The sequence below is a fragment of the Varibaculum timonense genome, assembly GCF_027694345.1.
Lineage (GTDB): Bacteria > Actinomycetota > Actinomycetes > Actinomycetales > Actinomycetaceae > Varibaculum > Varibaculum timonense_A.
This window is the reverse complement of the sequence record NZ_JAQEVU010000012.1, coordinates 1-21,410: the sequence shown is the minus strand read 5'-3', so window position 1 is coordinate 21,410 and position 21,410 is coordinate 1. Positions and strand designations below refer to the sequence as shown.

The following is a 21,410-nucleotide window of genomic DNA, read 5'->3' as shown; positions in this document are numbered from 1 at the left end:
AGTGGTTTCATTGGCAAGCGCGACCTAGTTAGTAGTTAATTACTTGCTGGCTTTCGGGTGAGTCATATCAGCAACATTGAGGGCTTTATCCAAGTCTTCCTCACTGATTTCCCCGCGCTCAACAAATCCTAGATCCAGAGCTGATTCCTTGACCGTCATCTTCTCTTTCACTGCGTGCTTCGCGATTTTAGCGGCATTTTCATAGCCGATGTAGCGGTTCAGTGGAGTCACAATCGAAGCCGAAGATTCTGCCAATTCTAGGCAGCGTTCCGGGTTAGCCACGATTCCATCCACGCAACGCTCCGCTAGCAGACCGGCAACCGCTCCCAGACAGTTAATCGACTCTAGCAGGTCAACTGCCATTACCGGCAGCATCACTAACAGGTCGAAGTTGCCTTGCGCGCCCGCGAAAGCAATCGTCTGATCGTTACCGATAACCTGGGCAGCTACCTGCACCGTGGCCTCTGGCAAAACTGGGTTGATCTTGCCAGGCATAATCGAAGAACCGGGCTGCAAATCTGGCAGAGTGATTTCACCGAGGCCGCAGCGCGGCCCAGAAGATGCCCAACGCAAATCGTTGGCGATCTTCACAAAGGAAACTGCTACTACCCGCAAGGCTCCGGACATTTCTACCAGGGAATCTTGCGCGGCCTGGGCTTCGAAATGGTTATCTGCCTGACGGAACGGTAGATCCATATTCTCTGCGATCAGGGCAATTACCCGTTCAGAGAAACCCTCGGGGGTGTTAATCCCGGTACCGACGGCCGTGCCGCCTAAAGGTAGCTCTGCCAGGTTCTTTTCTGCGTCCTTTACCCGGTCAATGCCTTTACGTACCTGCGCGGCGTAACCGGAAAATTCTTGCCCCAACATAATCGGGGTGGCATCCATCAAGTGGGTGCGCCCCGCCTTGACGATGTTATCGAACTCTTCAGCTTTCTTTTCTAGGCTGGTGGCCAGCTGATCTAGTTTCGGCAGTAGGGCGTGCTCTACAGCCTCATAAGCGGCGATATGAATCGAGGAGGGGAATACGTCATTAGAGGACTGGGAAGCATTCACATGGTCATTGGGGTGAACTTTGCTGCCCTTAAAACCGGTGGCTAAAGTAGCGACCACTTCGTTGGTGTTCATATTTGAGGAGGTGCCCGACCCGGTTTGGAAAATATCAATCGGGAACTGGTCATCATGTTTACCAGCGATAACCTCTTCGGCGCCCTTAACGATTGCATCACGGGTTTCGGAATCGATTACCCCCAGTTCAGCATTAGCGATTGCCGCTGCCCGCTTAATCTGTCCGAGAGCAGCAATATGATGACTGGAAAGAGTGCGACCCGAGATAGGGAAATTTTCTACCGCCCGCTGTGTTTGAGCAGCGTAGAGGGCGTTCTTGGGAACCCGGACTTCTCCCATAGTGTCATGTTCAATGCGATATTCTTCGCTCACGTGTAGCTCCTTTGACGATAGTGAAACAAGATTATTCAACATCTAGCCTACCTGGGTTTAGCGGGAATAGTCCTGTCAAAAGCCGACTAAAATCAACGTAAGATACGGCATTTGCCTTCCTAAGGCTCACAACAGCTTAGACTGTAGCTATCGACAGAAAGCGGGAGCATTATGAGCAACGACGACTTTGACGGAAATCCTACCGAGTATCTGCCGGGGGGAGCGATGGCAAACGCCTATGTTCCGCGCGGACGCCAGGAGAACCGGCGTATTACCCGCCGTAGCGCGCAACCTTACCCCAACAGTGCTGAACAGCGGAAAATACCAGTACCTAATCCTCCCGCCGGTGCGCCCTCTGGAAATGACGACGTAAGCGCTTTAGCGGGGCAAAGCGTTACCGAAATTATCCCCCCAATTAATCCTTCAACAAATATCCATAGCGGCCAATTCTCGGCTACGCCCCCAGACGCCGCCGCTAACCAAAATCTAGACTCCCCAAACGCGCCCTATCTGGACAATAGGGGCGCACTTGCAGCCTCAGCGCCAGACCTTGCGGGAGCAACTCCGCAAGTTGAATCTTATCCTCAAGGTATTCCGCCCTCCTATAATCCGCAGATTGACCCGCAACAGCTACGGGAAGACCAAGAATACGAGGAAGAACGTGCCGATAAACGTCGGCTAGTAAAAGTTGCCGCCATTGTTAGCGCTATCGTTGCAGTGCTAGTGGGGGCAGTGGTGGTAGTTGCAATCAGCATTTCCTCTAAACAGATAGTGCCCAGCGAGCGGGAAAACACGCCCTCGCAAAGCGTAACTACCAGTTCTTCCACCCCAGAAAATACCCGCAGCCAGCCCCAGACACAAGAGCCAACTACCAGCGAGCCTGAGCAAACTGAAACCCGCAGCCCCGAGCCAACAGACACGAAAACTACCTCCACCCCGCAACCTACTTCTGAAAAACCAAGCCCATCAGAGAACCCTCCCACCACAACCGAACAGCCTAGCGAGCAGCCCACCCCCAGTGAGAGCAGCCCCCAAACAAAGTAAGAGGACGCGCCCACCCTACCCAAATGACTAAACGAAGGGTAAGAGTGAACGCGCCCTAAGGCTTGACGGTTTTACTTAGTGGCTTTACTGGCGCTAACCGCTGCCCCTACAATCCCGGCGGTGTTACGCAGTTCCGCCGGAACAATCGGGGTTTTAATATCCAATAGCGGCAAGAACTTCTCGTGCTTACGAGAAACGCCCCCGCCTACTACAAACAAATCCGGACTAAACAGCTTCTCTAGTTCCTGATAGTAACGGGTTAGGCGTTTCGCCCATTTCTTCCAACCCAAATCATCACGTTTACGCACCGAGGCAGCTGCCCGGCTTTCCGCGTCATGACCATTAATCTCTACGTGACCGAGTTCAGTATTAGGAACTAACACCCCATCAATAAACAGGGCAGATCCAATCCCGGTTCCTAAGGTAGTGAAAATAGTAACCCCAGGCTGATCTTTGAAAACGCCGTATGCTTGCTCGGCAACCCCGGCAGAATCAGCATCGTTTAGAACTGTAACTGTGCGTCCGAAAGCTTTAGAAAACACTTCCGCCGCATCGCAGCCCACCCATTCTTGACCCAGGTTAGCGATAAATGGAACTACCCCTCCTGGAAGGGGAGCCGGGAAACAAACCCCCACCGGCACGTCCTCGGACAAATCAAAATGCTTGAAAACCTCAAACGCGGTTTCGGAAATCGCCTCGGGGGTTGCCGGGTAAGGGGTTTCTATCCGGAAACGCTCGGCGGTAAATTCTCCAGTTTCTAAATCAACCGGGGCTCCTTTGATTCCAGAACCGCCGATATCGATACCAAACGCGATAGCCATTTGTTACTCCTTGCTGGGCAGAGTCAGTATTTCTGCGCCGTATTCAGTTACCACAACGGTGTGTTCAAACTGGGCAGTCCGGGAACGATCCTTAGTTACTACTGTCCAGCCATTGTCCCACTGTTCCCATTCGATTGTACCCAAAGTGAGCATCGGTTCGATGGTAAATACCATTCCTGGTTCTAAAACTGTGTTGTAGGAGGGGGCGCAATCGTAGTGGGGGACAATCAGACCGGAATGGAAAGCCTCGCCCACCCCGTGACCGGTAAAGTCCCGTACCACTCCGTAGCTGAACCGTTTCGCGTAAGCCTCAATGACTCGCCCAATGATATTTAGCTCCCGACCCGGCTTTACCGCTTTAATCCCGCGCATCATGGCGTTACGGGTGCGTTCCATCAGTAGCTGGGATTCTTTATCCACCTGACCCACGCTAAACATGGCGCAGGTATCCCCGTGTACCCCGTCCTTGTAGGCGGTAATATCGACGTTCACAATATCTCCAGCTTGGAGCGGTTTATCATCGGGGATTCCATGGCAAATAACTTCATTGACCGAGGTGCATAGAGATTTGGGGAAGCCCATATAGTTCAGGCAAGACGGGTAAGCACCTTGAGAAACAATATATTCGTGACCGATTTTATCTAGCTCATCCGTGGTTATTCCCGGGCGGATAGCTTTACCTACGGCGACGAGGGCGTTAGCGGCGATTTGTCCCGCAACCCGGATTTTTTCGATAGTTTCGGGAGATTTCGTATCCGAGGCTGTCACCACTTCGGGCCCGTCATGGAAGAGATATTCGGGACGCTCGATTGCTTTGGGAACGCTCAATTTGGGGCTGATATTTCCCGGTTGTTGAGTTCCCAGGGGGGCGCGTTCGGCTAGTTGCTGGGGGGAAAATCCTTGATACTCGTTCATATTTCTATCCTAGTCGGAGGTGGGGTGGTTATTTGCTTGTGGAGTTTTTCAAGGTCGATAAGACCGGGGTTGTGGGGCGCGGGAAGTGGCTAGAGGGCGCGGGGTGGTGGATTGTCGAAGCAGTTAGCAGAATAGGGGAACCCGTGAGCTGCCGGTAGTCGTTTATTGAAACCAGGACGGGGTGAGATGCAGAAATGTAATAGCAGGGGCGAGCAAAACCTAGACAGATTCGCGAGCAACGTACTGCAAAATCTGCCCGCTGGGAGCTTCCCCTAAATCCAGATTGTCGCCCTCGCGCCGAGCAATATGCATTATTTCCTTGTATGCCAGGGTGTGAGTATCAACCATTACTGAGGAAATGGCGGGGTGAGAAACCCTGCCCGAGGGCGAATCGTAGCCACCCACAACCGAGGCATCTTGAGGAACCATTTTCCCGCATTCGCGCAGACCATGCACGATTGCCATAGCAGTCATATCGCCAACCGCACAAAACCCGTCTAGCTTGGGGTGCTTTTGAAACGCTCTCAGCATATAGGAGGGAATGTTTGCCGGATCTTCCGGCAACGCCAATTGTATTGGGGCAGGTAAACCCGCCGCTTGGCAAGCCATCTGAGCAAAGAAATAATAAACAGTCGCGGCTTCGTCAGGATATTTGGCGCGCCAATGAGCGAACGCTAGATTCTTGCGATTACGAGCCGCTAATGCCTGTACCTGGATTTTTACCAGCTCGAAAGTCATTAAGCTGGCGGGATTATGCCGGTCAGTTCCCTGCATTACTGAATCTAGAACCTTTGCTCCAGATTTATCCAGTTCAGCAAGAACTTTTTGGTCTAAAGGTAGGAGAGGCAAAATCGCGACATCATTAGTTTTTACCGTGGAGAGCAGATTTTCGGGATGGTCTTCGAGATGAACTGTCCAAAAAACCCCAATTCCCGCCTTAATTAACAAACTGGTGATATTGCGTAGGAGAGCAGAATTAATGGCGCCGATATCTGTGCAGGGCGCAACGATAGCTACTTTCGTTTTTCCAGCTAGAGTCGCCAAAATGCCTCCTTTATTAAGAACCCTAATCTATTTTACATATTCCAGTCGTTCCTGCTCAGTATGTTGGTCTATAAATCTGTTAGGCAAGGGAATATTTGGAGGAAGTATCGGTTCGTGGGTCTAAATTACCTCTGGATTTGCTAGGCAACTAGAGTGTAATAAAAGCGAGAAAAACAGTGACGAAAGGTGAATCTGTGTCTGACGCGACCCCACCTATCTCCCCTCTAGACCAAGAAGGGATTTTCAAGGCAGTTACCGCAGGTAAAAAGGATTTTGCAGTCGCCCAGTCTTTAGAAGAATTGAAAAGGGCGCGTACGGCTCACCTAGGTGAAAATTCCCCGATAATCCTGGCTAACCGGGCAATTCGTAACCTAGATAAAGCCGATAAAGCCCAGGCTGGAAAGAACCTGGGTGGTGCCAAGAAAGAGCTGCACTCCGCCTATGATGAGCGTTGCTGCGTCCTCGAAAAGAAAAAGGAAGCCCAAACCTTGGCAGCGGAAGCTCTGGACGTAACCCAGCCGGTGGCGCGTTACCCTCTTGGTGCTCGCCATCCTCTGGAAACCTTGATGGAAGATATTTCCGACTTTTTCGTGTCTATGGGGTGGGAAATCGCGGAAGGTCCAGAGGTTGAACACGAATGGTTCAACTTTGATTCTCTAAACATTGACCCTGATCACCCGGCACGCCGGGAACAAGACACTCTTTATATTGACGGTCGTTCCCTGGGGGCTGAAACTTCGGGCGAGGGAAATCTGGTGCTGCGTACCCACACTTCCCCAGTTCAGGCACGGGTAATGTTAGGGAGGGGAGTGCCGGTATATATCGCTTGCCCCGGTAAAGTATTCCGCGCCGATGAACTAGATGCCACCCACACTCCGGTATTCCACCAGGTAGAAGGGCTGGCGATTGATAAGGGCTTAACCATGGCTGACCTGAAAGGAACTCTCGATCATTTCGCGCAATCCATGTTCGGGATGGAAGCTAAAACCCGGCTACGTCCCTCATTTTTCCCTTTCACTGAGCCCAGTGCGGAAATGGATTTGTGGTTCCCACAAAAGAAAGGTGGCCCGGGCTGGATAGAATGGGGCGGTTGCGGCATGGTTAATCCGAATGTGCTTGTAGCCTGCGGAATCGACCCGAATGTGTATTCCGGGTTCGCGTTCGGGATGGGGGTAGAACGCACCCTGATGCTGCGTCACGGCATCACCGATATGCACGACATTGTTGAGGGCGACGTGCGATTTTCAAAACAATTCGGCACCACCGGGAGAGGAAACTAATAATGCCTTTTGTAGCGCTTGATTGGCTAAAAGATCACGTCGAGATTATTCCCGGCACTACCGTGGAACAACTCTCTAGCGACCTGGTAAAAGTTGGTTTAGAAGAAGAAACCATTCACCCGGCTTCGGTAACTGGGCCGCTGGTAGCTGGGCGCGTCCTCACCCTGGATGCCAAGGAACAATCCAATGGGAAAGTCATTAATTATTGCCGCGTAGATGTTGGTCAGTTTAATGATGCTCCGGGGGCCGGAAAAGAACCTTCCGAGTTGCCCAGCCGGGGAATTATTTGTGGTGCCCACAATTTTAAGGTCGGGGATTTGGTAGTAGTTTCCCTGCCGGGAGCGGTTCTACCGGGTGATTTCCAGATTGCGCAGCGTAAAACCTATGGGCATATTTCTGACGGTATGATTTGCTCCCAGCGGGAACTGGGGCTTGGTGAAGACCATAACGGCATTATCGTCCTCGACCAGTTGCTTCCCGAGAAAGCCGCAGCAGGGGAGCTACCCGCCCCTGGTGAATCGGTGCTTGAACTGCTGGGATTAGGGGAGGAAACCCTAGAAATAAACATCACCCCCGATCGTGGCTACTGTTTCGCAATGCGCGGGGTAGGGCGCGAATACGCCCATTCCACCGGGGCTAAGTTCACCGACCTGGGGTTGGCGGAAAACCTTCCTTCCGGGGCAGTCCCGGCGATCAGTGACGATGGTTTCTCGGTGAAAATCGCAGATGATGCTGGCGTTAATGGCAAAGTTGGGTGCGATCGTTTCGTTACCCGCATTGTGACTGGTGTTGATACCCAAGCTGCTACCCCGGATTGGATGGTGCGCCGCCTAGAGCAGGCTGGGATGCGCTCTATTTCTTTGGCGGTAGATGCCACTAACTATGTGATGCTGGATTTGGGGCAGCCTTTACACGCCTATGACCTGGATAAAGTATGCGAGCCGATTGTGGTTCGCCGGGCTAAGTCGGAAGAAAAACTAACTACGCTTGATGACGTGGAGCGCCCTCTAGATTCTGAGGATTTGTTGATTACTGACTCCCCAGAGGGCGCGGAAGGCTCCCGGGTGCTGGGTTTGGCTGGCATCATGGGGGGTGCTTCTACGGAAGTAACCGACAGTACCGTAAATGTGCTGATAGAGGCAGCTCATTTTGAATCTATTTCGATTTCTCGTTCCGCGAGCCGTCACAAGCTACCTACGGAAGCCTCCAAGCGTTTTGAGCGCGGAGTTGATTTTGAAATCGCTCCGGTAGCTGCCCAGCGGGTAGTGGATATTCTGGTGGAATACGGTGGTGGCAGCGACAGTGGGCGGGTCAGCGACCTCAATAACACTAAGCCGTTTGCTGAGATTGTAATGCCGCTGCATGAACCGGCACGGCTAACCGGGGTGGAATACGACCAAGAAACCATAACCGGGCTGCTGAAAGACGTGGGATGTGACGTTCGGGTCGAGGACGGTAAAGTCATTGCGCAGCCGCCGTCTTGGCGACCTGACTTGACCGGACCGGCGCATTTGGTTGAAGAAATTGCCCGTCTAGCTGGCTATGACACGATTCCTTCGCGCAGGCCGCGCCCGATTGCTGGGCGCGGATACACCCCTAAGCAGCGGGCTCGCCGGGATGCGGCTCGTGCGTTGGCACAGGGGGGACTGGTGCAGGTGTTGTCCTATCCTTTTATTGCCGAGGACGTTTTTGATAGCGAACTGCTAGGAGAGCAGGATATGCGGAGGAAAGCGGTGCGGGTAGCTAACCCGCTCGCCGATGACCAGCCCTTACTGCGTACCTCCTTGTTAGATACTTTGCTGGCGGTAGCCCGGCGTAATATCGCGCGGGGCAATGAGCAGTGTGCGATATTTGAGACCGGTTTGGTGACCCGCGGAATGGGGACTGAACTCACCGGTTCTTTCGGGGTAGCAGAGAAACCGAATCCTGACCAACAGCGCGCCCTCGTTAAAGGGGTTCCCTACCAGCCGGAACATATAGCCGGGGTGCTGATCGGTTTTGCGGAACTTCCGGGGGCTTTGGGTTCTGGTCGCCTATATGATTGGGCTGATGCGGTCGCATTTGTGCGCACGGTGGCGCAGACTTTGGCAGTTCCGATGGGAGTGCAGGGTAAAGATGGACGCCAGCGCCTAGCTAAAGACAATATGATGGGTGAGCCAGGCTCTCCCGAAGCAGTCGCGCCGTTCCATCCGGGACGGTGCGCGCGGATAGTGGTGCGGGGAGCCTGTGTTGGTTTGGCAGGGCAACTACACCCGGCAGTTTGCCGTAACTTTGGTCTACCCGAGACAGCGTGCGCTTTCGAGATTGATTTCGAGAAGTTTACTGAAGCAATGCCGAAGAAAGATTTGCAGGTGAAACCGGTTTCTGCTTTCCCGCCTGCAAAAGAAGATATTGCCTTGGTGGTGGATAGTGATATTCCGGCAGTGGACGTGCAGCAGGTGATTGCAAAACAGGCTGGCGACTTGCTGGAGGAGGTACGCTTATTTGATATTTTCAGCGGGGAACAACTGGGCGCAGGCAAGAAATCCTTGGCGTTCTCGCTGAAGATTCGCTCCGCCGAGGATACGCTCAGTGCCGACGAGATTCAGGCGGTACGCAACCGGATTATCAAGGCTACTGCCAAGAAATTCACGGCTACTTTACGTGCCTAAGGGTTGGTATGTGGACTGGAGATTGCGGAGCGTTCCTGTCGGGGGCTTGGTGGTCTAATGCCCGGTTTGTTTTGGCGGAATAAGAGTTTTGACCCCCTCTTATAGGGGAGGACACAGAGTGCCCCGTGCGGGACTCGAACCCGCGACCAACGAATTATGAGTTCGCTGCTACTAACCGACTGAGCTAACGGGGCGAATCTAGCCTACCGGATAGTTGGCGGATTATTTAATTGCGCCTATTTAGGCTGGTGTAAGCGGTTGTTAAAGTTCGTCCTCTAAAGTGAGGTCTGCTGCCGAGAGGCTAAAGATAGTTTAGGGTGGTGGTGATGGCTATTTTTAGTAGGTTACGGCGCAAAACGGTTCCCGCGGCAGTCAAGTCCTGCCTGACGTCCTCAGATAGAGTTTTTGAATTCCTGTCTATTGATTCGAATCGTTTCTTATTGGTGACCATGCGGGCGTTATTCGTTATTGATTGTGGGGAAAATGGGGGGTGCGAGAGTGAGGCGCAGGTACAGCGCTACGGATGGTATCAGATTGCTAACGCCCGCTGGGACAGTGAAAATGGCACGCTCCGCATAGTTTTTCACGAGGGCGAGGATTTGTTGATTTCTCCGGCTCAGGCCCCTGGGTATGGCTTTATGGACATTATCCGGGAAGCGTTAAGTGAGACGCAGGTGTTTGCCACTCCTTTGCAGCTGCCCTCAAGGCAGAGAGTTACCGCACAGATTTTGCGTGACGATAACCGCAATTTATATCTGTATCCACCTATATCTAGTTTTGAAAACTATGCTGACCAGCAGTATTTATGTTCTGCGGTGTGTGAATGGGAACAAAAACTAGGGGTAACTGTCCGCTTTGAGGATTAGGTGGTTTGCGCCCTCTCACGGTAGGCTTGTCTAGGTTAATCCCCCATAGCTCAATGGTAGAGCATTCGACTGTTAATCGAAGGGTTACTGGTTCGAGTCCAGTTGGGGGAGCTTAAAACCCCTTGTTACAGTATCTTTTAGGGGTATATATTTTCTTTATTTCTCCGTTTAGTTCTTGTTTTTAACGTCTCAGGGGTAGCAGCCTTTTCTTGCTACTTTTCAGTTAAGTCCGGCGGGGTTCTAACCCGTTTTACCCTCCCGATACGTTTCACCCTCCCGCTTTCGCAGAATCAGCAAGTAATCGCGCCTATTACCCGCATCTGGAGGGTGATAATACACCGGGAGGGTGTTTCAGGGAGTTATTTCTCGATTTGCTTGCACTTTTTTGCTTAACGCCTTAGAGTTAAAAAGAACTGAATCTCAGTAAGCTTCGCCTCGTTAGCGAAGTTGAATGCTCAGCCTTTTGGCTATTTTTCCACCTCATCTTTTGAGGTGGAAGTGTGTTTTCTCCCACTTAGTCATGTAATTTGTTTATCCTGGTTCTATGAACAACAAGGAAAATACCCCTAAAGATAAGCGGCGTTATCGGATTGGTATTGATGTGGGGCGGAACTCTACTGGGTTTTGTGCTCTTGAGATTGATGATGACGACAATCCGATTGCATTTCTAAATCTTTCAGTGCTGCTACACGATGCTGGGGTCGGTAAAGATGGCGGTAAAACTCAGGAAACTCGGAAGGCTATTTCGGGACGAACTCGCAGAACGCGTCGCCTCATCAGGAACAGGCGTAAACGACTCGCGGAGTTGGATAAGTTTTTGGCTGGTCTCGGTTGGTCGCTGCCAAATTTAGAAAAATATCCAGATCCACACGAACCGTGGAAAGTTCGCGCTCAACTTGTTGAAGAATATATAGAGGATGAGCGGATACGCCAGGAAAAACTGGCAATTGCGATAAGGCATATAGCACGGCATAGAGGCTGGCGCTCGCCTTGGGTATCGGTTAGCAGTCTACATGTTTCGCACCCGGAATCCGATGAAGTCGTTGCTTTGAGGTCGCGAGTTGCAGAAAAAACTGGCCGAATTTTGCCCGAGGGATTAACCCCAGGTCAGTTGCTTTATCTACTTGATAGCGGGGAGAAGTTACGTGGGGACGCCGGTATTTTAGCTGGTAAACTCCTGCAAACTGATTACGCTGCAGAGCTTAAAAAGATATTTTCCCGTCAGAAAATAAGCGAAGATTTAGGCAATCAGTTAATCGATAAGGTTTTCGCCGCAAAATCACCCAAAGGTAGTGCCGCCGAAAAGGTGGGGAAAGATGCTTTGCCAGGGCAGGAGCATTTAGAACGCGCGGAAAAGGCTCATCCGGCTTTTCAGCGTTATCGAATTGCCACCATTATCGCTAATCTGCGGATATGCGAGGGCGAGGATGGACAGAAAGAACGCCGCTTGACTGGTGAAGAAACGATGTCCTTGTTCAAGTTCTTAAGCGACCCAGACCGTAAGAAGGTTCCCACCTGGATAGAGGTGGCTCAAGTTTTGGGGATTGAACGCCAGGATTTGGTAGGAACCGGGAAATTGACGGCTGATGGGGAGCGAACGGGGAACACTCCGCCGGTTGATGAAACGAATATCCGTTTGACTAAGTGCAGTATCAAGCCCGTGCAACAGTGGTGGCGTGCAGCGAGTTACCTGGAGAGGTGTGCGTTTATTGAGCAAATATCTCGCGCTTCCTCACCCGGTGAGGCTAGTAGCCGTGAAGAGCAGATAGCTGCTGAATTTGTCGCTAGTCTAAATGATGAAGATTTGGAGAAATTGGAGTCATCGGTGAAGCTCCCGATTGGCAGGGCAGCCTATTCGGTAGAGAGTTTGGGGCGAATAACTGAACGGATTTTAGCCGATAATGTCGATTTGCAGCAGGCTCGAGAACTAGAGTTCCAGGTTTCGCAGGAGTGGAAGCCGCCTGCAGTTCCGGTGGGTGAACCGGTGGGTAATCCAGTGGTGGACAGGGTTTTGAAGGGCGTTAATCGCTGGTTGCTGCGAGCAGAAGCCGAATGGGGGATTCCGCAACAGGTCAATATTGAGCACGTGCGAGAAGCCTTCATGTCTAAGGCAAAGGCGAATGAACTGCAACGTTTCCAAGCGCAACGTTTTAAGAAAAACGAGGAGGCTCGGCAGCAGATAGAGGGGAGTCAGAATCTTTCGGGGTTGCCCCGCATCGCTGCGATTCGCAAACAACAGGCGTTGCAGCGGCAACATTGCGAGTGTCTTTACTGCGGCACCCATATTACTTTTGCCACTGCAGAGATGGATCACATCGTCCCGCGGCGAGGGGTGGGATCTACAAATACCAGGGATAATCTGGTGGCGGTTTGTAGGCGGTGTAACCACGAGAAAAGCAATATTCCTTTTGCGGTTTGGGCTGCGCAAACAAATATCCCAGGGGTTAGCCAGAAAGAGGCGATTTCTCGGGTTAAAGGTTGGTTTACCGATACTTCTGTTAAAGATGACAAAAGATTGCGGGCGGGGGTGATTGACAGGCTATCGCGTACCAAAGCAGATCCCGAGATTGATAACCGCTCCATGGAAGCTGTCAGTTGGATGGCGCGCGAGCTGGCTCACCGGATTGAGCAGCGTTATCGCACCCCGCAAGGTCAGTTGGCTTCGAAGAATGACACTAACGGAGGGGATAAAACGACATCTGAAAATAAAGTTACGGTACGAGTGTTTAATGGCTCGATTACCGCTGCTGCCCGACGAGCTTCAGGTTTTGAAGGGCGTGTTAATCTGATTGGAGGACGGGGCAAAACCCGCCTGGACAGGCGCCATCATGCTATGGATGCCGCCACTATTGCGATGATACGTCCTGCAGTAGCACAGACTTTGATAGAACGAGAGAATCTTCGGCGTGGACAGATTATGGCTGGTGGTGAGCAAAATTGGAAGAGCTGGAATGGTAGCACTTTCGCTCAGCAAAAGATCTATTCAGTTTGGCTAGAGCAGATGCGTTATCTGACAGAAATCTATAACCAAGCGTTGGCTGATGACCAGATTCCAGTGTTCTCTAATTTCCGTTTGCGGCTCGGAGACGGGAAACTACATGAGGAAGTGAAGAAACTTCATCGTAAACGCCTGGGTGATGCCTGGACGATGAGTGATATTGATCGGGCGGAAACCCCCGCTTTGTGGTGTGCATTAACCCGCTTGCCCGACTTTGTGTGGGCAGAGGGTCTGCCGGCGAATCCGGAACGAAGAATAGTGGTTAATGGCAGTCCTTTTGATGCAAATGACAGTGTGGCAATTTTCCCGACAAGTGCCCCTATGTTGAAGGTGCGCGGCGGCTGCGTCGAGGTGGGAACTTCTATCCATCATGCACGGATTTATCGAATTCTAGGTCGTAAGAAACCGGTATATGCCATGCTCAGAGTATTTACGATTGATTTACCGAATAAAGCTGGGGTTGATTTATTTCAGGTTGATTTGCCCGAACAAAGTATTTCGGTGCGAAACGCCGAAATGAAGTTACGGGAGGCTTTCCGGGAAGGCAATGCTGAGTATTTAGGTTGGCTAGTAGTAGATGACGAGCTGGAACTAGATCTATCTGCGGAGAGAAAAGGGGCAATTGCAGAACTACTGTCGGAATATCCTGGAATATCGCATTGGTCGGTAGATGGATTCCCTGCTGAAGATAAGCTCAGACTGCGTCCTCTATATTTGGCGGGAGAGGGAATGCCGGAAGATGCCCTGCCAGGTACTCAAGAAATTTTACAAAAACAAGGGTGGAGACCGGCAGTCAATAAGCTATTTTCAACCTGCAAACCTAAGGTAGTCCGTCGTGATGTGCTCGGAAATATTCGCAGAGATTCCTCGCGACTACCAGGTAGCTGGTCTATATAGGAGGAAATATGGCTGCCTGGCGAATTATTGATTTAACCCAGTTTTCTGGGTTGGTTTCCTCAAAAGCAGGAGCTATAGTCCTACACCCAGAAGATAAGCCGCAGGTGGCGCTGCCGGTAGCTGATGTTGCGGTAGTCCTTATTGGGATGGGAGTTAAACTCTCCGGAGCTGTACTTCATCGTTTGACCGCTGCAGATGTGTGTGTTTTGCTCTGCGATTGGCGGGGGATTCCCGAGGCAGGAGCCTTTGCATGGCGACCCCATTCCCGGGTGGCGGCGCGGCGAGTTGCACAGGCAGGCATGAGCATTCCTAAACAAAAAACCGCCTGGAAAGCAGTGGTGAAGCGGAAAATAGAAAATCAAGCGAAAACTCTGCTGCTATGTGGGAAAGCTAAAGATAGCAAGAATCTATTGGAATTGGTAAAGATAGTACGTTCTGGAGATCCAGATAATACTGAAGGCAGAGCTGCCCGCCGTTATTGGTCTGCGCTGTTCGGGAAAGAATTTTCGCGTCAGCCAGGTTTGGGTGATGGCATTAATTCTATGTTGGATTATGGTTATACGGTTGTCCGCGGTCATGGGGTAAGAGCGGTGTTAGCTGCCGGTTTAGAACCGTCACTGGGGATATTTCACCACAATCGAGCTAATCTGTTTTGCCTGGTTGATGACTTGATGGAAATTTTTCGCCCACTGGTTGATTTGGAGGTTTTTCGTCTGAAAAAAGCGGGTAAATCTTCTGCGGCTGATTGTAAAGCCGAACTGGTGGCGGCGGCCAGTAGCCAGTATCGCGATGACGGCATCGGTATTCCTGCAGCATTTGAGGATTTAGCTCAGTTATTTGGGCTTTATGTAGAGAGTCAAGTAAAAAGCTTTTCTCCTCCTAAATGGTTTAAGTAGTTTCCATGAGTAACAATCCCATGTGGTGTCTGGTGATGTTTGACTTGCCTGTGGATACCGCCCGCCACCGGCGCGAAGCAAACGCATATCGGCTAATGCTTTTGGATTTAGGATTCAGCATGGTGCAGTTCAGTGTTTACGCAAAATACACTCCTGCAGGATTAAGCGACGTAACCACCATTGGTCAAGTCCGTGCCGGTATTCCTCCCCAAGGAAACGTTCGGATGATCTTCTTAACGGATAAACAATGGTCTCGAACCTTTCATTTTTCCAATGGAACCCCTAGTAAAGCAGAGAAAAAACCTGAGCAACTATCAATTTTTTGAGAAAAAATGAGTACAAAAACCCTTATAAACTGGGATTATTTACCCCTGACCAAGTATATCAGGGGTAAATAAGAACTGAATCCCAGCTTCTTTGGCGCGGTTGTTTCGCCTGGTCCAAGTATATCAGGGGTAAATAAGAACTGAATCCCAGCCGGTCAGGCTGAGATAACCGCTTTCGCACAAGTATATCAGGGGTAAATAAGAACTGAATCCCAGCTGCCGTCCACGTAGGTTTCGCCGTCCATCAAGTATATCAGGGGTAAATAAGAACTGAATCCCAGCAGGTGATTGGGGCGCAACTCGCGGGCTCCAAGTATATCAGGGGTAAATAAGAACTGAATCCCAGCACTAAAAAACGGCGGAACTTCCATCGACCAAGTATATCAGGGGTAAATAAGAACTGAATCCCAGCATCCGCATGAGATAGCCTAAACCGCGTGCAAGTATATCAGGGGTAAATAAGAACTGAATCCCAGCAGTTGATAGACCACTCGCCTCCGCGTCCCAAGTATATCAGGGGTAAATAAGAACTGAATCCCAGCAACTCTGACAGCGAGTGAAGGTGAGGCTCAAGTATATCAGGGGTAAATAAGAACTGAATCCCAGCTATGCGGCGTGTGACCGTGGGTTGTTGACAAGTATATCAGGGGTAAATAAGAACTGAATCCCAGCTCTCTGGGGGGTTAATCGCGCCCGCTAGCAAGTATATCAGGGGTAAATAAGAACTGAATCCCAGCGACTTTGGAGCGTATGGAAGCCCTAGAGCAAGTATATCAGGGGTAAATAAGAACTGAATCCCAGCGTTACGTGAGGTGTTATTGGCGTGAGGGCAAGTATATCAGGGGTAAATAAGAACTGAATCCCACCCTATGTGGAACTTCCTCAAGGGTAGGTAGCTAAAGCTACCGGGTAAGGCACGGGCACGTCCCTTACCTGGTATCCTAATAAACAAAGGAGGAAATAAGGATGAAAATAAAAGCAATGCCCCTAGCTTTTACTACTTTCGGTCTTTTTATGCTGACCGAAATAGTTAGCTTTCCATCAGTGGCAAATGCAATTTTGTCTCTAGCTATAGGGATAGGCGGAGTGTCTGCCCTAGTCTTAGCGATTCGCCAGCATGGCTAAAAAATACTTCTCAAGCGCTGGCGCTGCTAGACACCTAGGATTATCCCCTAGCACGGTCGCAACCTACCGCGCTAGAGGAATCTTCCCATTACCTAGCGTGATAATCGGAGAGGGGAAAGCCCAAGTTTTCGGGTGGTCTAAAGAAACGTTAGACATCTGGCAAGCCAACCGCCCGGGAAAACCTGGTAGACCGAAAGGGTCGTGAATAGAGCCTAATGCTCGTAAATAGCGTCTTCAATGACGAAAATTGGGTTTAGATCCGCCTTTTTGTTCTGACTCTGGTCTTGAGGGAAACCGAAAGATTAACCCCCCGGGTAGACCGGGGGGTTAATGCACAATAAGTAAATGAAAGGTTAGCCCCCTCCGAAAGGAGGGGGAACTTTTTCTAAAAGCAGGAGGAATACAATGTTTATCCAGATACTAAACCTAACAATATCGCTAGTAGCTCTCGCCGGTGTTATCGCCGTCTACCGCCAAAACAAGCACGATGATTAATTACCTAACCGTGAACGGGATAGCCCGGCGTTTCGGGCTATCCCCTCACACTGTAAAAAGCTATATAGAGCTAGGCAGATTCCCCGCCCCCGATGCCGCGATTGGAGCAGGAAAAGCCATCAAATACGGCTGGCTACCCCAAACAGTAGACAACTGGCAAGCCAGCCGCCCGGGCAAACCTGGCAGACCAAAAGGCAGCATCAAGCAGCAGTCCTAACCGCTGCGCTCAAAGTTTCTTTAGTAGCCTTTCCTCTGTCCTGTGGGGGTGTATCCTTCAAACCGTTTTACCCTCCCGATACGTTTCACCCTCCCGCTTTCGCAGAATCAGCAAGTAATCGCGCCTATTACCCGTATCTGGAGGGTGGTAATGCACCGGGAGGGTGTTTTTTGGGGGGGGGCTAATGCCCATTCGGGCATTAGCCCGGGTTTGGTTATTAACCCCTATCTATATTTTTGGCGTGCTACCCACGCGAATGGGTAGCACGCCAAAATCTTAATACTAGGGGAAAGTTCGGGCTAATGCCCGAAAGTTCTCTCGGTGGAACCTACTTGAGTACCCAGGTAGCGGCCGCTTCTTTATCCAAAAGATTCCCGAAATAGGAAATGCTGGCTGCATCAGTTTTAATTGGAACAATCCCGCTAACAGTGCCACCGGCTTTTAGAGTTCCATTGCTCAACGGCTCTTTGTCAAGAAAAGCGATTTCCGGATCTTCCGTGTTCCCTGACGAAGAGGTTTGTTTCCAATCGTAACTGGCGTAATCTACCGGTTCAGAACCGGTGTTTTTGTAACTTACCGTCACCAGCAGGTATTTTTTACCTGCCTGATCAGTTTTTTCGGTTTTGGAATCTACCGATACTTGTAAACCATTATCCAAAGTCACTGCTTTCCCAACAGCCAGTTTGCTAGTGTCTTCGTTCTTTTTGCTGTCGCCAGAATCCTTTTTCTCATCCTTCTTAGCGTCACCAGAATCAGCTTTTTCGCTGGTGGATACTACGGTAGAGCCAGCATTTAGCTCTTTTGTGGCTTCATCAAGAGCTTTTCCAAACACCCATTGAGTACAAATGACGATTACGATGGCAATAACGTTAATGACAACGGCAGCAATCGTAAGACCTTTCCCTCCCACTTTTCCTTTACGGATAGAGAAAATCCCAACGATTCCCAGGATTAGACCGATAATGGCTATCAAGAAAGAAATGTTATTAAGAATTGGAATCCAAGAACCGACTATTGCAATAATTCCAAGAACCAAAGCCGCAATTCCTAGTCCCGATTTTTTCTGCGGAGTCGCTGCAGGCTGCATAAACTGTCCCTGAGGGTTTTGCGCTTCAAAAGGCTGATTTTCAGACATGATTACTTACTTTCCATAGATGCGGATACTAAATTAATCTGCAGGATTCTCCGGTTAATCCGAACCCTACAAATCAATATCTGAAACACGAGAATAAAGCGGTTATATTGCCAAAATCGGGTCAATAATTCCCCGCATTATTTTCACTGTTCATTACATTTGATTCTCGCGGGGGGGGGTACTATGTCAAGTTAATAGCCGGATGGATTCTAAAAGATTTTTGGTGACCTTAAAGGATTGCGACAACCACCCCCTTAAGAAAAGTAGGTGGTTGCGGGATGACCGGGTGCTTGCCGTATGACCGGGTGGTTTCGGGAAGGCGAGGTGGTCACAAAACGGAATAGGGCGTAAGGGAGGGTCGCCCTACCCCTAGGAAATGGGGGACGGCCGCGAAAAGGTAAACGGGGCGATTTGGGGACCTGCCCTGCCCCCTAGAAATGGGTGTCGCACAGTTGGCGAATGGGGGGATGCTAGTCTTTACCCATGGAACATGAACTCCCGAAACCTAACCTCAAACCTAACCCCAAGCCTAAGCTGGATTCACCAGAAAACCCGGAGAGGCGCGCACCAGAACCCGCAGGGATAGTTAATGCGATAGATGCTCAGGACGTGGTGAAACTCTACGGCAATAACCTTGCCTTAGACCATCTTTATCTGCAAATACCGGCCGGCTCATTTTTCGGGCTGGTAGGTCCTAATGGGGCTGGAAAATCCACGTTTCTGTCTATCGCTACCGGTCTTTTAGAACCTGATAGAGGCACAGTTTTCATTAATGGCATCAGTATGTGGGACGAACCCGTAGCGGCAAAGGCAGCATTGGGGGTATTACCCGACGGGATGCATATGTTTGACCGTCTCAGCGGGATTGAACATTTAACATTTGTCGCTCAGCTGCGCGGTCTTGATAAACAGACCGCAATTCAGCGCTCCCGTTCACTTTTGCAAGCATTTGAACTGCCGCTAGATAAAAAGAAAACGATAAGCGAATACTCGACCGGTATGCGCAAGAAAATCGGTTTAGCTTTAGCGCTAGTCACCTCCCCGCGCCTAGTGGTTTTGGATGAACCTTTTGAAGCGGTCGATCCGGTTTCGGCAAACACCCTACAACAGGTGTTAAAAGAATATGTGAAGCTAGGGGGAACAGTAGTGTTATCTTCCCATGTGATGGCGACCGTGGAATCATTATGTACCCATGTGGCAGTGATTAATCAGGGTCGTATTCTGGTATCCGGAACCACCGAAGAAGTCGCGGCAGGGCAAGACCTCAACTCGCGCTTCCTGCAGTTGGTAGGGGGGCATCAGCAACGCGAAGGAGACCTGTCATGGTTGGGACGCTAATCCGGTTAAACCTGCGGTTGCAAACCAAACAGTTTACTAAACAGTGGTGGCGAATAGTCCTCGGTGTCCTAGCTATCATCTACGTGGCACTTATATTACTTGGGGTGGCAACCGGCTTTTGGCAAGCAGGTCACGCGGGGCTTACCGCTCCGATTCAAATCTATTACGCGCTGCTTATCGTCCTGGTGTGGATGATGATGGTATCGGCATCGGTAGCTGGTGAACAAAGCCTGACCCCCCAGGCGTTAGGTCCCTATATCGCCCCTACTCGGCGCGCAGCTTACGGGTTGCTCGCGGCTAATATCGTCAGTGTTTCCTCTTGCGTAGTTTTCGTTATCTACGAGGTGTCGCTGGCGGGGTGGCTAGCTGCCGGTAGCCTTGGCGCGATTGTGCTTACCGTTCTAAGTGGGCTGCTAGGGGTATTTTTGATTGCATCGTTCACTCAGATATTGCAAACTCGGCTGGTATCGCGATTAACTGCCAAGCGCGCTAGCTCTCGCCAGCTTTTTACCGGTATCGGTATGCTGGTGGTAATCGCCTTGGGATACTTGCTGGTGACTATGATTCCGCATTGGCTTGCCGATAGCGGTAACACAACCGCGTTTTTCCCGCTGCTGGTGCAAAAACTGACCGGAAGTACGGCGCAGATTTTTTGGTATTTCTTGGCACTTACTCCGCTTTCTCCTTTCCTGCTGGCTCCTTTCGTGATGGCTCACTTTTATTGGGGCTTGGCGCTCTCCCTCCTCTCTACCTGCTTTTATGGGGTTCTAATCTTGAGGGCGTGGCCGAAGGTTTTTGCGAACGCTCTAATGGGGCGGGGGCAGGTTTTAGCGGAAGTATCCGCTGCTAAGAACTTAGATGCGTCCTTTAAGGAAAATAGTGAGGACGAGTGGAAGATTCCTCTGTTAGCTCGGGCGTTACCCCTGTCGCCGGTGGGACAAATTCATTGGGCAAGAATAAGTTATTACCAGCGAAAAGACCCGCGCCAAATTATTTCTCTATCTTCGATACTGTATGTGGCAGTTATTTTTGGGATTATGTTGTGGGCAAACCATCCCTCGGGAGAAATGGTTTTTTGGGCGTTAAACGGCACTATCTTGCTGGTAGCGGTGACGGCCGCAACTGCGCTGCTGAATATGTGGTCCAATGATTCTTCCGCCTACTGGTATCAGATTATTGCCGGGGTTGCCGGTAAAACTGACAGAACCGTGCGTGTTGGGGTTCTTGCTAGCTATCAACTTCCGGTGATGGTGGCGATTACTTTGATTTTTGGTTTCGCACTGAAAATGGACACCTCCGCAATTTTAAAATCTGCCATTTTAGCCTGCTGCTACCTGTTAGTGGCTTTGGGTGCAAATGCTTTGATTTCTGCGGTGGTTACTATTCCCGGTCCGGCACCTGGACAGTCGGCTCTGCGTAATAATTCGGGAGGAAGTGGAAAATCTATGCTGGCTGCCATGGCATCCTCAATGGCGGCGTTGTTGCTGTGTGCTCTCCCTTCGGGATTAATTATGCTGGTCTGCGTCCTCCTTAATACCTCTTGGGTCTCGCTCTTGATAGCTGCCCTCATTACCGCTGCGGTGCTGGTGGGGGGAATCTACGGCGGCGGAAAACTGTTAGAACGCTTCCAGGTGCGTAATCTACGCCGAGTGATGGCGTGGCCAAAACATATTTATAGCGGGGAATAAACTAATAAGCCGCAGATAGGCGTGCTTTGCCGCGTATGGGGTAGCGAAATTGGGGTTAGTGCCTAAAAAGCTTCGCGTAGTTTTCTGTCACTTTGGCGTTAAAACTGGTGAGAAGCGCTAACAACCACCCTAAAAACTGAGATAAATAGGGGGTAAAACCTGGTCTGTCGGCGGAGATGGAGGTGTGTGGTTTCAGGAGATGTGTCCGTTTTTCTTGGGGTTGGGGTTTTAAGA

General features: G+C 50.7%; 16 protein-coding genes, 2 tRNA genes and 1 CRISPR repeat array. Of the genes, 12 read left to right on the top strand and 6 right to left on the bottom strand.

Going from position 1 to position 21,410, the window contains the following annotated elements; genetic code table 11:
- Positions 1–39 precede the first annotated feature (39 nt).
- Positions 40–1,482 (bottom strand): class II fumarate hydratase, encoded by a 1,443-nt coding sequence (locus PG728_RS08905; RefSeq protein ID WP_270627174.1) that lies wholly within the window; start codon positions 1,480–1,482, stop codon positions 40–42.
- A gap of 129 nt (positions 1,483–1,611) precedes the next feature.
- Between PG728_RS08905 and PG728_RS08900 the strand changes: the two genes are divergently transcribed.
- On the top strand, positions 1,612–2,484 hold the full coding sequence (locus PG728_RS08900; RefSeq protein WP_270627173.1) for a hypothetical protein: 873 nt from the start codon (positions 1,612–1,614) through the stop codon (positions 2,482–2,484).
- 71 nt (positions 2,485–2,555) lie between these two features.
- On the opposite strand, the gene ppgK is transcribed toward PG728_RS08900, so the two are convergent.
- From ppgK to PG728_RS08885, 3 genes are all read right to left on the bottom strand, one after another.
- Complete coding sequence (gene ppgK / locus PG728_RS08895; RefSeq protein ID WP_072510198.1) at positions 2,556–3,305, bottom strand: polyphosphate--glucose phosphotransferase; 750 nt, start codon at positions 3,303–3,305, stop codon at positions 2,556–2,558.
- Between the two features lie 3 nt (positions 3,306–3,308).
- Positions 3,309–4,220, bottom strand: coding sequence for a type I methionyl aminopeptidase (gene map / locus PG728_RS08890; protein WP_270627172.1), 912 nt, complete (start codon positions 4,218–4,220; stop codon positions 3,309–3,311).
- A 219-nt stretch (positions 4,221–4,439) separates the two neighbouring features.
- Positions 4,440–5,264, bottom strand: a complete 825-nt coding sequence (locus PG728_RS08885) for a substrate-binding domain-containing protein (protein WP_270627171.1) — start codon at positions 5,262–5,264, stop codon at positions 4,440–4,442.
- Positions 5,265–5,458: 194 nt separating this feature from the next.
- Here PG728_RS08885 and pheS point away from each other — a divergent pair, with 194 nt between their 5' ends.
- Positions 5,459–6,544, top strand: a complete 1,086-nt coding sequence (gene pheS, locus PG728_RS08880) for a phenylalanine--tRNA ligase subunit alpha (protein WP_270627169.1) — start codon at positions 5,459–5,461, stop codon at positions 6,542–6,544.
- Between the two features lie 2 nt (positions 6,545–6,546).
- Positions 6,547–9,195, top strand: coding sequence for a phenylalanine--tRNA ligase subunit beta (pheT, locus tag PG728_RS08875; RefSeq protein WP_270627167.1), 2,649 nt, complete (start codon positions 6,547–6,549; stop codon positions 9,193–9,195).
- 119 nt (positions 9,196–9,314) lie between these two features.
- On the opposite strand, the gene PG728_RS08870 is transcribed toward pheT, so the two are convergent.
- Positions 9,315–9,389: transfer RNA gene (locus PG728_RS08870), tRNA-Ile, on the bottom strand.
- Between the two features lie 132 nt (positions 9,390–9,521).
- Between PG728_RS08870 and PG728_RS08865 the strand changes: the two genes are divergently transcribed.
- From PG728_RS08865 to PG728_RS08835, 7 genes are all read left to right on the top strand, one after another.
- A complete protein-coding gene (locus PG728_RS08865; RefSeq protein ID WP_270627166.1) occupies positions 9,522–10,061 on the top strand; it encodes a hypothetical protein in 540 nt (179 codons plus the stop codon).
- 39 nt (positions 10,062–10,100) lie between these two features.
- Positions 10,101–10,172 (top strand) — tRNA-Asn (locus PG728_RS08860).
- Between the two features lie 433 nt (positions 10,173–10,605).
- Positions 10,606–13,956, top strand: coding sequence for a type II CRISPR RNA-guided endonuclease Cas9 (cas9, locus tag PG728_RS08855; protein ID WP_270627164.1), 3,351 nt, complete (start codon positions 10,606–10,608; stop codon positions 13,954–13,956).
- A gap of 8 nt (positions 13,957–13,964) precedes the next feature.
- A complete protein-coding gene (gene cas1 / locus PG728_RS08850) occupies positions 13,965–14,852 on the top strand; it encodes a type II CRISPR-associated endonuclease Cas1 (RefSeq protein ID WP_270627162.1) in 888 nt (295 codons plus the stop codon).
- 5 nt (positions 14,853–14,857) lie between these two features.
- Entirely contained in the window at positions 14,858–15,178 is a 321-nt protein-coding gene (gene cas2, locus PG728_RS08845; protein ID WP_270627161.1) for a CRISPR-associated endonuclease Cas2, read from the top strand.
- Between the two features lie 50 nt (positions 15,179–15,228).
- Positions 15,229–16,045: direct repeats of the CRISPR family, unit length 37 nt; unit sequence CAAGTATATCAGGGGTAAATAAGAACTGAATCCCAGC.
- 99 nt (positions 16,046–16,144) lie between these two features.
- Positions 16,145–16,303, top strand: coding sequence for a hypothetical protein (locus tag PG728_RS08840; RefSeq protein ID WP_270627159.1), 159 nt, complete (start codon positions 16,145–16,147; stop codon positions 16,301–16,303).
- Between the two features lie 487 nt (positions 16,304–16,790).
- Positions 16,791–17,015, top strand: a complete 225-nt coding sequence (locus PG728_RS08835; protein ID WP_270627158.1) for a helix-turn-helix transcriptional regulator — start codon at positions 16,791–16,793, stop codon at positions 17,013–17,015.
- A gap of 328 nt (positions 17,016–17,343) precedes the next feature.
- Here the strand turns inward: PG728_RS08835 and PG728_RS08830 are convergent, their stop codons facing one another.
- Complete coding sequence (locus tag PG728_RS08830) at positions 17,344–18,150, bottom strand: DUF4352 domain-containing protein (RefSeq protein ID WP_270627157.1); 807 nt, start codon at positions 18,148–18,150, stop codon at positions 17,344–17,346.
- A gap of 483 nt (positions 18,151–18,633) precedes the next feature.
- Here PG728_RS08830 and PG728_RS08825 point away from each other — a divergent pair, with 483 nt between their 5' ends.
- Together PG728_RS08825 and PG728_RS08820 are read left to right on the top strand one after the other, a co-directional pair.
- Positions 18,634–19,488, top strand: coding sequence for an ABC transporter ATP-binding protein (locus PG728_RS08825; RefSeq protein ID WP_270627155.1), 855 nt, complete (start codon positions 18,634–18,636; stop codon positions 19,486–19,488).
- Positions 19,473–21,176, top strand: coding sequence for a hypothetical protein (locus tag PG728_RS08820; protein ID WP_270627153.1), 1,704 nt, complete (start codon positions 19,473–19,475; stop codon positions 21,174–21,176). Before PG728_RS08825 ends, PG728_RS08820 begins: the two co-directional genes overlap by 16 nt.
- Positions 21,177–21,410: the final 234 nt, after the last annotated feature.